The sequence below is a fragment of the Methanolobus sp. ZRKC2 genome (assembly GCF_045291185.1).
Taxonomy (GTDB): domain Archaea; phylum Halobacteriota; class Methanosarcinia; order Methanosarcinales; family Methanosarcinaceae; genus Methanolobus.
The window spans coordinates 541,715-553,950 of sequence record NZ_CP146980.1 but is presented as its reverse complement, the minus strand read 5'-3'; the positions used below and the strand labels follow the sequence as shown (position 1 = coordinate 553,950).

Genomic DNA, 12,236 nt, shown 5'->3' with positions numbered 1-12,236 from the left:
TAATTCTGAAAAAGAGCTCGAAATTGACATAGAAGAAAAAGGTAAAACTCACACTAAACAGATTGGTCGTAAGGTTATACAAGAACTAAAAAATCAAAATAAAGATTATAGTCCTACAAAATAAAGGACTGGGCTAGTACTTGGCTCAATTTGCTTAGGTAGATCTGTCTTAGAAACTTTATGCCAGATCTTTTATGCTTGTGATTATGCTGATTCTTGTAGAATGACTACGCTTTCTAGTTGTTATTTTTGCAATAGGGATGTGTTGTGAGAAAGAGTAATGCCAAAATGAGGCGGGTTTAATTGAAGTTCTTTTCATGATTACTTCTCAATTATATCTCGAATCTATAGGTATTGTAAATGTGAAAGTGCTTCCTTTGTCAACTTCACTTTCAACTTGTATTTCCCCTGAATGCATCTCGATATAATATTTTGCAATTGCAAGCCCTAATCCTGTCCCGCCATGAGTGCGGCTTGTGAATGAACTGGCTTGTTTAAATGAATCAAAAATAGTTTTCTGCTGTTCCAGGGGAATGCCAATACCATTGTCTGAGACAGATATTTGAACATTGCCATCCATTATTTTAGAGTCAAGCCATACATCGCCAGTTGCATCTGTGAATTTGATGGCGTTGCTAAGAAGATTGTACAGAATCTGTTTCACTTTAATCTTATCGGCATTTATTTCCAGATTCTCGAATCCGATATTGATTTCCAGATTAATATTCTTCTCTTTAATAAGAGGATCCATCAATGCTATGATTTCATCAGTTACCTCCTTGAGATTGATTATCTCAGGAGAATATTCCATATTACCTGATTCTATCTTTGAGATGTCGAGTATGTCATTGATCAATTCTAACAGATGCTCACCACTTTTCAGTATATTGAATGTATAACGAGTTTGCTTTTCATTCAAATCCCCAACTATTTTTTCATTCAACATTTGGGAAAAACCAATAATAGCATTAAGTGGTGTACGAAGTTCGTGGCTCATGTTTGCAATGAAATCCGATTTAATTTGATTTGATTCTTCAGCTAGGGCTTTAGCATGAAGAAGTGCCATCTCAGCTTGTTTACGTTCTGTAATATCAAGGATAAAACCATCTATTAAAAACGAATTATCTCCTGGTTCTGTTTTTACATTTGTTCTTGCATTGATCATTAACCAGGCATGTTCACCATCTGCACGTAAAGCCTCAAATTCAAAATTTTCAACATGACCATGTTTTGCAAGGACATTGATAAGCTCGTCATGACGTTGCTGATCAAAATACAATTGTTTTCCTACATTCTGCATGTGTTCGAGAGTTTCTTCTTTACTCTCTCTGCCTATGATTCGTACCATCTCAGGATTTGCCCGAAGAGCTTTTCCATCAGAATTAGTACGGAATATCCCGACAGGAACATTGTCAATGAATGCCTGGAGCTTTTCTTTGTTCTCTTCCACAGCATCCAGTACCTGATTGAAACCTCTGGGTATCGCTTCTAAGTCAACACCGACATCAATATTTGCTCTCTTGTCCAGTTTACCTTGGAGAGTAGCATTGGTTATGTCATCAAATTCAGTAACTATTTTTTGAATTCCACCGGAAATCGATTTGCTTAGAAGGAATGCAGCTAAAACACCAAGAATCACAAAGACTAAAACAGCCATTATTAAACTGTTCCTGATTGCCAGCAGGGGACCTGCAAACTCTTCATAATAAGTACTTGATACTATATACCAATCATTTGGCTCAAAGTACGTGTAACCTGCAATTTTTTCACGACCTTTCCACTCATAAGCGATAATGCCTTCTTTGTTATTGATAATATCTTTTACAAAGTCGTGCTCATAGACATTCTCACCTTCCATACTAGGGTGAAGTACAAGATTTCCTTTTGAGTCCATTATATAGATATATCCAGTATCACCTACAACAATTTCACTCATATGGTCCCTTATGGTGTCGATAAATGGATCTTCAAGAACACCAACGTAAAGAATACCTATAATCTCATCATCACTATTTCTGATCGGTTCGTATGCGGTCAGATACCAGGCATTGACTACCCATGCTCTTCCATAGAACACTCCACCTTTATTGACAACTGTCTCATACACTGGTTGTGACACTATGGTACCGACTGCTCTTTCTCCCTCATTGGTGATGACGTTAGTAGAGATCCTTACAGCCTCTCCATCCACTACCTGGAATACAGTCGCAGTCCCTCCTACCATATTCTTGACATCATCAACGATCTCAAAATTATTGTTGACAACATAATCTTCTCCCAATACCATTTGTCCATAAATGATTTCAGGATTACCTTTTGAGTAAAAAACGGTCCTTGCAACTCCCAGGTCACTGTTTACTTTGTCTTGTGCAAGGGAGAAAGTAGACTCGATATATGTCTTTTCAAGGAACAATTGGTCATTCAAGTAGTCTTCCAATTGAGACCAGGTACCGGCTTCTGTCTGCTCGTAAGCATAAAAACCAACAATAGTTACAGGTAATATAGTTAATATCAAAGTTACTAACAATATTTTATGACTAATACTTATTTTTTTTAAATCCACCTAGCATACCCCGATGTATATGAAACAATTTCACCTGAATATGTACATCAAATATGTTGTTTCCAGATATTCTTGATAACCATCATCGGCATAGGTGACTAACTCTTCATTAACTAAAGACTTACCAGATTCTGATACTTTTGTATTGCTATTGAATAGTAGTGTGTAGTCTACCTTTTCTTCATCTTGGATCAGGAAGGCATGTAATTCTTTTTCAGTATACTCCTTTGTTGAAATTTTAAAGTTCAGCTACTATATAGTCACTCGAACTTTTGGATAAAATGTATGGGGATATTGCATCGTCTGCTTAACTTTTGCACAATATCTTGCATTAAACTATTTCGCTAAATAATATATAAATACTCTTATTCAATTTCTGTATACTGAATATAGGATAAATTAGGAAACTATGATGATTCCATCTGACTTATTATACGAATCATTTCCCAAAACAGAATCCATCCACTCACGCAGACTGATACCTGCTTTCCCGGCATCTTCTAGCAAATTATCGTGGCGAACAAGACCAGCAGGGAAATTTGCGTCTATGGGACTGTACATAAGGTTGTGCCATAAGCAAGCGGCCAGCCATTCTTTTACAGGCGTTCTTTCTTCACCAAGATAAGCATACACTCGCAGAATCTCGTTCTTTGGGTCAAAACCAAGGTCGATGTGTCCCAAGTCAAGCAGTAACAATTGCATCGGTATCCCAAGCAGCCACTTATCAAGTCCTAACACATAACCAAATAGAAGGTGTCCAAGTCTTTCTTTTTCCGTTCCAGACTTCCGGGTCTGTATGCTTAGCTTGTCGGTTCCAATTCCGTGAATCCAGCCTTCGATGTAGCGAAATGTGTTGTGATGACAATCAGACAGAGTGTACACTCCTGATGCGATGTGGGCACAAGTCTTGTACAACTCCCTTTTCTGGGAATCATCAATCTTATCAAGGCTTTTTTTGAACTCTTCGGCCCACCAGGGATAAATCTTCGGTAGACCTGCATTCTTCGATATTTCTTCATCGAGAGATGTTCCACGCCCACCGTCCTCAAAAAGATCCTTGCCTTCGGCCATTTGTTGTTCGATGTCGTCCGATGATGGAAAGTTCATTGTATAGCTGTTTCTGGTAAAGAAATCAATAGTAAGAAGCATCCGTTTCATCATCAGCTTCTGGACGTCCGTCAATTTATCCACTGGCCCAAGCCATTCGTACGTACGATTGATAAAACCCTCAGCATAAGGGTATCTCTTGACAAACTCCTCTTTGCCCTCAGCCGCAAGATAACCCGTCAGTACGGTGTGTATTCTCCTCATGCTTTCCATATGAGACGGTTGGGTAGTTCTCTGCTTCCACCACATGCCGGGGCACCAACAGCCGTTGTGAAATGAGGGTTCATCCAGTTTTCCTCGACCGATGGCGTTTAACAATTCATCAACAGTCACTGGGAATCCACTATCACATGGTACAAGGCTTGCTGTATGAGCGCGAATCTGGCGAGTGCCGTCATCCAGATTTCCCAGTTTACTCTGTATGTTATTGATGTGTTTAATTTCTTCATCCCAGTCCTTTTCCTGGTCAGGAAACGTTCAGGAAAAAACCGGCCATCTTAATATCTCATTACCTTCATTATCCGAAGCAATATTTGTGATAATGTCTTCTTTTTCACCTTCAGATGAAGACTTCTCACCCGTATATATCGCCTCAAAACCGGGTGATACCATATCATACGGAACTAGTCTGTTTCTTTTGTTCGTCATGGTATTTCCTCATAGATTTGTGTTAGAATGCTTGGTACGATTTTTACTTTATTTTCTATCATTTTTTGATAATAGTACATTACATTTCTGAAAACAATATGCAACTTTATACATTGAAGGTGTTCTAACTGTGCCAAGTGTTTATTCCTTGGAAACTGTGAATATAAAACACATAAATCATATCACAAAATTCTCACAATCTTACTGTATCCTCCTTTGGTAATCAGATCTGTGGATATATTCTATTAATTATATATACTTTTTTATAATTATAACAAACTTCCAATTTTTGATATAGCATGCTTGTATACTGAATAGATAGATTGGCAAAAGTGCTATCAAAATCACATTACTCCACTTTGGAGGCGAGTAGTAATTAATGAAAAGTATATTTTTCTACAGAACGGCTATTGGCAAGATAGGAATTGTCGATAATGGGAATGCCATTACAAACCTGTATTTTCATGGAGAGGATATTCCAGAAGATGTCGTTGTAAATGAAACAGAACTGCTAAATGAAGCGGCCATGCAATTGCAGAGTTACCTTGCAGGGAAACGAAAAGATTTTACTTTTCCACTTGCTCCCGACGGCACAGAATTTATGCACCGTGTCTGGGATGCATTACGTGAAATCCCATATGGTGAAACGCGCTGTTATCAGGAAATAGCAGAAATTATTGGTAACCAGAAAGCTTCAAGGGCAGTAGGACTTGCCAACAACCGCAATCCTATTCCTGTGTTTATTCCCTGTCATAGGGTGATAGGCAAGAACGGAAAGTTAACAGGTTATAGTGGTGGACTTGAGGTCAAGGAACATTTACTGAAACTGGAAAAACAATATGAAGATCTATAAATATGGAAAAACGGAATTGGATTATTTAAAAATGAAGGATACTTTACTTGGTTCTGCCATTGATCGAATTGGAATGGTGGAACGTAAAGTAAATCCTGAAATATTTCCTGCATTCATAAACAGTATTATATCCCAGCAAATATCCACTAAAGCAGCTTCAACAGTCTGGAAAAGGATGTTGAATCATTTTGGAGAGATCACTCCTGAAATAATCAATTCTGCTTCAATTGAGGAAATTCAAAAATGCGGATTATCAATGCGTAAGGCAGGATACATCAAAGGCATCTCCGAAGCTGAAGTTAGTGGAGAACTGGAGCTGTCAAAGTTTCCTGAACTTTCCGATGAAGAGATAGTCAGACGTTTAACGTCTCTTAATGGTATAGGCATCTGAACTGCCGAAATGCTTTTGATACATTCCATGGAGCGAACTGATGTCCTTAGCTGGGGAGATCTTGCCATCCGTCGTGGTATCATGAAACTTTATGGTTTGCAAACATTAACAAAAAAAGAATTTGATGAATATAAGAAAAGATTTTCTCCTTATGGTACGGTTGCATCGATATATCTGTGGAAGATCGCACATGAATGGTGATCTGAAAGAAATATTAATAAGGATACTATAAACAAATTTGTGAAACGAAATCTATGGTGCTTAAAGATAATGAAAAATGGGATGCTGTTGTTAGCTGCGATGAAACATATGACGGGAATTTTTTCTATGGAGTGAGAACAACCGGTGTTTTTTGCCGACCATCTTGTAAATCAAGAACGCCTCGCAGGAAGAATGTAGAGTTTTTCAAAACCATAGACGAAGCTTATACCAGTGGTTTACGTCCCTGCAAAAAATGCAGACCTGATTTGCTTGAAAATGAAAAAATGATGCATATAGCTGAACAGGTCAGGACAATTTGTGATACATATTTTTTAGAGGATGATAAACTCTTATTTGAATTTGAACAAATGGATATCAGTGCAAAGCATCTGAACAGCTTGTACTACCGAAAATTCAGTATCAATATCATGGAATATGTGCTCAAACTGCGTGCAAAAAGAGCGATCGAACTTATTTCTGGACAGTGAGTAATGTGACGTATCACTTTTTTGTTTTCTTTCTCTTTTTAATAATTTGACACTTAAAATGTGGTTTCTTTTGCTAAAACTATTATTCAAGCAACTATAGTTGCTCTTCTTATAGCCTGCTATATTCTCTGCCTATGAATAGGAGTTATGACTACGGTATTTCGTATTCAAACTCTCCCACATTGGCCCTGTTGCTATAACCTCTCCTTTCCCAGTATCCTCTGTAGGGCTCATCCGTGACCTCTATGAGTACCACCCATTTTGCCCACTTGTAACCGTACTTGCCTTCAGCAACAACCTGTACCGGAAATCCTCTTTCAGGTGGCAAGGTGATATCGTTGAGCCTGTATGCAAGAATTATGTCATTCTCCAGTATATAATCGAGTTCAAGGGATGTGGAATACCCATCCGGTGCATAAAATATCACAGTTTTTGCGCTTTCATTCACTCCTGCTTCATCCAGCAATATTCTCAGGGGCACACCCGTCCATTTTGCATCAAAACTCCAGCCATCCACGGAATTGAGCCTAACTGCTCTGGATGTGTTTGGGTACGCAAGCAAGTCATCGTAGTCGAGTTCCAGAGGCTTGTCCACCAACCCGTCAACACGGATGCTGTAGTCATCTTTGTCTATAAACTGTGTTCCGTTAAACATGAAATTGCCCTGCTGGGCTATTGGTGTCAGGTTCACACCTTCATAATACCTGGCTTCCCCTTCCATATATGCAGATTCATTGATTGCAGGTGGCTCTGAGATAGAGATACATCCTGTGCTGGTAATTAAAGCAAGGATTAAAAGGGTGGGTACAATTCTTAATGGACCTGTCCCCCTACTCATAATTTAATTTCGTTTCTTATTGGACATATAGGTTTTTGATGTAGAAGCAAAATTTGAATAGGGAGGAATGGACGGCAGGTGACGGGGTTGCAGCTTTTATGCTTTATCGCTATTGTTTAAAACAGAAGCTAAGATACTTGGAAAGAAAATCGAAAGGTTTTTTGGTACTTAAAGAAAAAGCTGATGTTGAGTAATGCGCTATTTTTTAATCAATGACTATTCACAATTGAACAAGTATGAAGCCTGTTAGGGCTTCACTTCACTCAATAAGGCTGACTCCGGCACTTCTTGCCTTTTCCATGAGTTCAGAATTGTTTTTTGCTTCTCCGGGAGCATGATGTCCGACATCCACAATAATGTTCTTCACGTCCATTTCAAAGAACTTCTGCAGTACGCTCGAGAATTCTTCGTACACTTTAATAAAAGTAGCAACATTGGGGGCTTCCTGTGCACCTACTATGACAACCTTCTTTCCTGATTCGATACGTGGTGAATAATCATTGTTCACAAGCGCATAACAACGATCCAGGAATAACCTCATCTGGCCGGTCATCTGAAAGAAGTATATGGGAGAAGCGAAAACAATGGCATCTGCATTGCTGATCACATCGTAGGCTTTTGTCATGTCATCAGTAAGCTTGCATCCCTCTGTCGTCCTGCAGTAATCGCATCCCTGACATCCTTTGAAATCCATGTCGTTGATATAGAACTTCTCCACGTCGGCTCCTGCCTCTGCAGCGCCGTCCAGCACCTGCTGCAATAATACATCCGTGTTTCCATTCTTTCTGGGACTTCCTGCAAAACCTGCTACTTTCATTTTACTACCTTCCTGCTTTAAATAATGCAAATTAAATGAATTGCCTTATTAATACTGTTTAACAGCAACAATATATATACCTCGTACGCACTTTTTGCATAGTTGCTAATAAAAAGTATACTATGTTATTGGGTGGTAAATGCCCGGGCAGACAATGCACCCTGAAGTTTGTTGGTATGCTGATCAACTGAAGTTATAATTTAGAATCAGTAAAATGAATTCACTTATTAACTATTGTCTACTAAAAAAGGAAATTATGCAGGAATAGATCCTGCATCTGCCAGATTGCTGATGTTCATTTTTTGCTCTTCGGTAAAGATATGGTCAATATCAAGCAGTATGAGCAGTCTTTCATCGATTTTGCCAACACCTTCTATGTATTTTTCACTAATCTTCGAGGTGATTATTTCAGGTGCTGACTCGATGTTTCCGACAGGTATTCGTAAAACTTCAGTCACAGCATCTACAATCATCCCGGCAACAATGTTCCCGATTTCCACAATAACTATCCGGGACTGGTCATTTGTTTCACTTTGTGGAAGATTGAATTTGCCTGCAAGACTAATTACCGGAATGATTTTATTTCGAAGGTTAATGACTCCTTCCACATAGTCAGGAATCTGTGGTATTTTAGTAATATCAGGTATTCGAATAATTTCCTTGACGCTGGAAATTTTCACACCATATTCTTCCTCTGCAAGCTGGCAAACGACAAGTTGAAGCAGTTCTTCTGTAGAACTGTTATCATTTATTGTTAATTCTGACATTTTTGTTCCCCGTTCTATTATACAAGCGTTGTTTTCAGTTCATCTGTAAGAATGGTCTTGTTTTCATCAACAATTTCTCTTCTTGAAATATTTTCTTCATCAATGTCCAGCTTGAATCTGGATGTTACACCCATCAAATTGTCTGCCATCTGTGCCAGTTCCTGTGCAGATTTTGAAAGCTCGTGCATGGATGCAGTCTGCTCTTCCACTACAGTTGATGCTTCTTCAGTTCCGGCGGCTGACTCCTCGGATACAGAGGAAACATCTTCTACTGAAGCGCTAATTTCTTCAATGGATGCAGCCTGTTCTTCCGCAGAAGCTGCAATATCTTCAATCATTGTTGCAACGTCATCTATTGCACTGACAACCTCGGACATTGATTCTACAGTCTCTTTTAACGAATTAGCACCAACTTCGACCTCATTTCCAGCCTGTTCCATGGACAAAACAGCATCTTGGGTGCTATTCTGAATCTCTGCTATCAGGTTTGAAATATCCTGGGCAGCAGTACCGGATTCCTCTGCAAGTTTCCTGACCTCGTCTGCAACTACTGCAAATCCACGTCCGTGTTCTCCTGCACGTGCAGCTTCGATTGCCGCATTAAGAGCGAGCAGGTTGGTCTGGTCTGCAATGCTGGTTATGAGGTTAACTATCTCGCCAATCTTCTTGGATTTCTCATCAAGTTCCTTAATGACCTTTCCGGTCTCTGTTGATGCATTCTGGATTCCATCCATTTTTTCAAGAAGATCATTTGAAGCAGAACTGATTTCCTTGGTAAGCATGTTTGCATTGTTTGCATTATCGGCTGCTTTTTGTGAATTAGAAGCAACTTCCTGTACACTCTGGTTCATATCAGTCATTGCACGAGAAACATCTTCTGTCTTTGATGACTGGGTCTGTGCACCAACTGAAATATCCGAAACGGTTTCAGATATCTGATTGGAAGCAGCTGTCATCTGTTCAGTAGATGCGGACATTTCCTGTGCCGTAGATGAAACATTTGCGGCTGTTCCCTGTATGTTTCCTATAAGATGATGCAGGTTACCTACCATGTTTGTTATTGATGTGGCCAGTTGTCCGATCTCATCATTTGAAGTATTTGTGATCTCTGATGTAAGGTCTCCATCTGCAACTTTGTTTGCGGTCTCAACCATTTCACCGAGAGGATTTGTGATTGACTTTGTAATCAGTATTCCAAGAACTATTGCAGCGACAATTGCAGTTATTGCAAAAGCGAGGATACTTGTAACTGCCATACTATGTGCAGCATCAAAATCATTACTTGCCTCTACCACTTCATCCTCAAGAGACCCAATGATAATTTCATTTTTTGCAAGCATGCTTGACATCAGGGCATCAGATTCACCATCTAACTGTTTGATCAATTCCCTGTCATCAGCTTCAACTGCAGGAACAACTTCATTGTAGAAAAGCGCATCATATTCAGCATCAATCGCTTTTATTTCTTCAAGAAGCCGTATTTCCTCCTCAGTATCAACAATTCCTTCTGCAATCAAAAGATTCTTTTCAAAATTTGAGGCACTTTCTTCAAAATCATCAATTGATACTTTATCGCCGTTTATTATGTAATCTGCCTGGTTCTGATACTGTTTTACAGCATAAAACTCCATTCGGTGAATAACATTTATGTCATTTGACCTCTGTTCTACCATTTTTTCAGAGGACGCCATTGAGCTCATTCCCCAATAAGCAATACCCGATGTTGCAAGCAACATTATGGTTAGTACAAAAAAAGCTCCTCCTAATCTTGTTCCGACTTTCAAATCATTCAATTTTTTCATTTTATTTCTCCTACATGTATGCTCATTTTTTGTTCATTGTAATGCTATTGGAAAAACAGGAATCCGGGTAGAACTTGATGACTTAAAATTATCGTTCCTTAATCAGTAAAAATCCCTGTGTAAATGATCATCCTGTAATATCGCAAGCATTCCATATAAATTTTTATATAAAAATTAAAACTATAATTATGAGATTATAGTGACATATATAGGCATATATATCTCGAATGTTCCGTAAGAAAATAAGCTCAATTTGAATATCGGTTCTATGAAAATTCCGGTAATATGATTAATTCAAAGATGCCAGATTGCAAGAAAAAGTTCTCTTGTGCCTTGGCTTTCAGGTCTGCTTATATTGTTTCATTTGATCTGGAAATTGCAGATTTTAAATTCGCAATCAACAAACCAATTTGAAATTTTAATAGTATTAAAAAATCATTTATGGACAAAAGATAGTATTAATTGTACTATTAATAACAGTTTAGTTTAAATAAAAAAATAACTTATTAGGGATTGTGAATAGGGGTATTCGCAAAGCTTAGGAGTGGAGTTTCCAGATAAAGGGATTAATCGGATCTGTGGTAGAGAAGCATGAGACAATTTAGTTTGTACGTTGCTTCATCATAACTACAATCGATAACATTTAAGTCAGTTTTCAATTGAAAAATATTGAAAACCAAAACCTTTGGCTTGAATCAAGAAAACCGTTTTTCTGGAATATATAGCCAGTTATAGACATACGTAAAAGACTGGTACAAACACTATATATTATTTCATTTATGAAATAATTCTAGCACACAAGGGGATAAAATGAAACCAACAAAGAATTGGACAAAAAGTAGTGATCTTGAACACAACTTAGCTGCTGTAGTTACCAGTGAAGATGATGATGCTGACTACAGACCCATCCTGCAAGGAGTAATTAATACTCGTTGCACCTATGATGGTGGCAAAATTGAAGGAAGTTTAGAAGGCTGACTTAAAATCATGCATTCAAGTTGAAAAAACTTTTTAACTAATTCTTTTTATAATGATTCATATTTCCTTAATCGTAACAGTTCTGTTTTTGATAACAACTTTATTTTCCTGAAAGTTATTCAGATAATTAACTGCCTGTTTCATCTAACCTGATTTCCATCTTATAGCATCTTTTCCCCGGACCACATATATCCATTAATTCTTCCTTTATCTCAAAGCCTACTTTCTTATACAGTTTTATAGCAGATTCATTGTCCCTTGCAACATACAACGTAATGTGATCAATAGAATTCAATTTCATTTCATGTATGCTCTTTTGTAACAGTTTGATCCCTATCCCCTGCCTCCTGCATCTGCCATCAACTGCAAATGAATAAAGCGTGGCTATTTTTTTGATTCCTGATGCCGATAAGGAAGGCTTTATGTAGTACAGACAGTAGCCTTTAACCTCATTGTTAACTATATATACGTAGGTAGTCTTTTTGAAAAAACGGACATATTTTGCAAATCGTTTTTCATTTATCTCTGTGAAATTCTCATTATAGAGTTTCAGCATACCTTTAAGCATTTCATCACTTACGTTGGTAACATTCCTGTCTGGTGTCGTGATCCACTTTTGGGTCACAAGACTGCCCAGTAAAAGTTTGGAAGCAGCAAATGACTGTCTTTTGCCGGTATGCATTTTCCAAATAAATTCTCTCATAAGTGCTGTTACTGTCATTCTGATCGATTTGATTGTGTATGCTGATAAATGAGGCTCTGTTAACGGTGTTACTTGTTACA

General features: G+C 38.1%; 13 protein-coding genes. 5 read left to right on the top strand and 8 right to left on the bottom strand.

Going from position 1 to position 12,236, the window contains the following annotated elements:
• Positions 1 to 328: 328 nt before the first annotated feature.
• The 3 genes from V7O62_RS02685 to V7O62_RS02675 form a co-directional block, all read right to left on the bottom strand.
• Positions 329 to 2,515, bottom strand: a complete 2,187-nt coding sequence (locus V7O62_RS02685) for a Cache 3/Cache 2 fusion domain-containing protein (protein WP_406657479.1) — start codon at positions 2,513 to 2,515, stop codon at positions 329 to 331.
• Positions 2,516 to 2,962: 447 nt separating this feature from the next.
• Positions 2,963 to 4,003: a hypothetical protein gene (locus V7O62_RS02680; protein WP_406657478.1), complete on the bottom strand. Its 1,041-nt coding sequence runs from the start codon at positions 4,001 to 4,003 to the stop codon at positions 2,963 to 2,965.
• A 144-nt stretch (positions 4,004 to 4,147) separates the two neighbouring features.
• Positions 4,148 to 4,318, bottom strand: coding sequence for a hypothetical protein (locus tag V7O62_RS02675; protein ID WP_406657477.1), 171 nt, complete (start codon positions 4,316 to 4,318; stop codon positions 4,148 to 4,150).
• A gap of 379 nt (positions 4,319 to 4,697) precedes the next feature.
• Between V7O62_RS02675 and V7O62_RS02670 the strand changes: the two genes are divergently transcribed.
• Genes V7O62_RS02670 through V7O62_RS02655 form a run of 4 tightly spaced genes read left to right on the top strand, consistent with a single transcriptional unit; the run spans position 4,698 to position 6,251 of the window.
• Positions 4,698 to 5,171, top strand: a complete 474-nt coding sequence (locus V7O62_RS02670; RefSeq protein ID WP_406657476.1) for a methylated-DNA--[protein]-cysteine S-methyltransferase — start codon at positions 4,698 to 4,700, stop codon at positions 5,169 to 5,171.
• 31 nt (positions 5,172 to 5,202) lie between these two features.
• Entirely contained in the window at positions 5,203 to 5,562 is a 360-nt protein-coding gene (locus V7O62_RS02665; protein WP_406657475.1) for a DNA-3-methyladenine glycosylase family protein, read from the top strand.
• A 27-nt stretch (positions 5,563 to 5,589) separates the two neighbouring features.
• Positions 5,590 to 5,763 (top strand): hypothetical protein, encoded by a 174-nt coding sequence (locus tag V7O62_RS02660; RefSeq protein WP_406657474.1) that lies wholly within the window; start codon positions 5,590 to 5,592, stop codon positions 5,761 to 5,763.
• Positions 5,764 to 5,816: 53 nt separating this feature from the next.
• Positions 5,817 to 6,251 (top strand): Ada metal-binding domain-containing protein, encoded by a 435-nt coding sequence (locus V7O62_RS02655; protein ID WP_406657472.1) that lies wholly within the window; start codon positions 5,817 to 5,819, stop codon positions 6,249 to 6,251.
• Between the two features lie 151 nt (positions 6,252 to 6,402).
• Here the strand turns inward: V7O62_RS02655 and V7O62_RS02650 are convergent, their stop codons facing one another.
• The 4 genes from V7O62_RS02650 to V7O62_RS02635 form a co-directional block, all read right to left on the bottom strand.
• Positions 6,403 to 7,089: a molybdopterin-dependent oxidoreductase gene (locus tag V7O62_RS02650; protein ID WP_406657471.1), complete on the bottom strand. Its 687-nt coding sequence runs from the start codon at positions 7,087 to 7,089 to the stop codon at positions 6,403 to 6,405.
• Positions 7,090 to 7,348: 259 nt separating this feature from the next.
• Positions 7,349 to 7,906 (bottom strand): flavodoxin family protein, encoded by a 558-nt coding sequence (locus V7O62_RS02645; RefSeq protein WP_406657470.1) that lies wholly within the window; start codon positions 7,904 to 7,906, stop codon positions 7,349 to 7,351.
• 254 nt (positions 7,907 to 8,160) lie between these two features.
• Positions 8,161 to 8,673, bottom strand: a complete 513-nt coding sequence (locus V7O62_RS02640) for a chemotaxis protein CheW (RefSeq protein WP_406657469.1) — start codon at positions 8,671 to 8,673, stop codon at positions 8,161 to 8,163.
• Positions 8,674 to 8,690: 17 nt separating this feature from the next.
• A complete protein-coding gene (locus V7O62_RS02635) occupies positions 8,691 to 10,475 on the bottom strand; it encodes a methyl-accepting chemotaxis protein (protein ID WP_406657468.1) in 1,785 nt (594 codons plus the stop codon).
• Positions 10,476 to 11,285: 810 nt separating this feature from the next.
• Between V7O62_RS02635 and V7O62_RS02630 the strand changes: the two genes are divergently transcribed.
• The gene (locus tag V7O62_RS02630) at positions 11,286 to 11,453 is read left to right on the top strand and encodes a hypothetical protein (protein WP_406657467.1); all 168 of its coding nucleotides are present in this window, start codon (positions 11,286 to 11,288) and stop codon (positions 11,451 to 11,453) included.
• A 127-nt stretch (positions 11,454 to 11,580) separates the two neighbouring features.
• Here V7O62_RS02630 and V7O62_RS02625 read toward each other — a convergent pair whose 3' ends face one another.
• Positions 11,581 to 12,174, bottom strand: a complete 594-nt coding sequence (locus V7O62_RS02625) for a GNAT family N-acetyltransferase (protein WP_406657466.1) — start codon at positions 12,172 to 12,174, stop codon at positions 11,581 to 11,583.
• Positions 12,175 to 12,236 lie beyond the last annotated feature (62 nt).

What these genes read in the sequence shown, in the direction of transcription:
- V7O62_RS02675 (WP_406657477.1), bottom strand. Translation starts at nt 4,318, where the DNA reads ATGACGAACAAAAGAAACAGACTAGTTCCGTATGATATGGTATCACCC.
- V7O62_RS02670 (WP_406657476.1), top strand. Translation starts at nt 4,698, where the DNA reads ATGAAAAGTATATTTTTCTACAGAACGGCTATTGGCAAGATAGGAATT.
- V7O62_RS02665 (WP_406657475.1), top strand. Translation starts at nt 5,203, where the DNA reads ATGAAGGATACTTTACTTGGTTCTGCCATTGATCGAATTGGAATGGTG.
- V7O62_RS02660 (WP_406657474.1), top strand. Translation starts at nt 5,590, where the DNA reads ATGGAGCGAACTGATGTCCTTAGCTGGGGAGATCTTGCCATCCGTCGT.
- V7O62_RS02655 (WP_406657472.1), top strand. Translation starts at nt 5,817, where the DNA reads ATGGTGCTTAAAGATAATGAAAAATGGGATGCTGTTGTTAGCTGCGAT.
- V7O62_RS02650 (WP_406657471.1), bottom strand. Translation starts at nt 7,089, where the DNA reads ATGAGTAGGGGGACAGGTCCATTAAGAATTGTACCCACCCTTTTAATC.
- V7O62_RS02645 (WP_406657470.1), bottom strand. Translation starts at nt 7,906, where the DNA reads ATGAAAGTAGCAGGTTTTGCAGGAAGTCCCAGAAAGAATGGAAACACG.
- V7O62_RS02640 (WP_406657469.1), bottom strand. Translation starts at nt 8,673, where the DNA reads ATGTCAGAATTAACAATAAATGATAACAGTTCTACAGAAGAACTGCTT.
- V7O62_RS02635 (WP_406657468.1), bottom strand. Translation starts at nt 10,475, where the DNA reads ATGAAAAAATTGAATGATTTGAAAGTCGGAACAAGATTAGGAGGAGCT.
- V7O62_RS02630 (WP_406657467.1), top strand. Translation starts at nt 11,286, where the DNA reads ATGAAACCAACAAAGAATTGGACAAAAAGTAGTGATCTTGAACACAAC.
- V7O62_RS02625 (WP_406657466.1), bottom strand. Translation starts at nt 12,174, where the DNA reads ATGACAGTAACAGCACTTATGAGAGAATTTATTTGGAAAATGCATACC.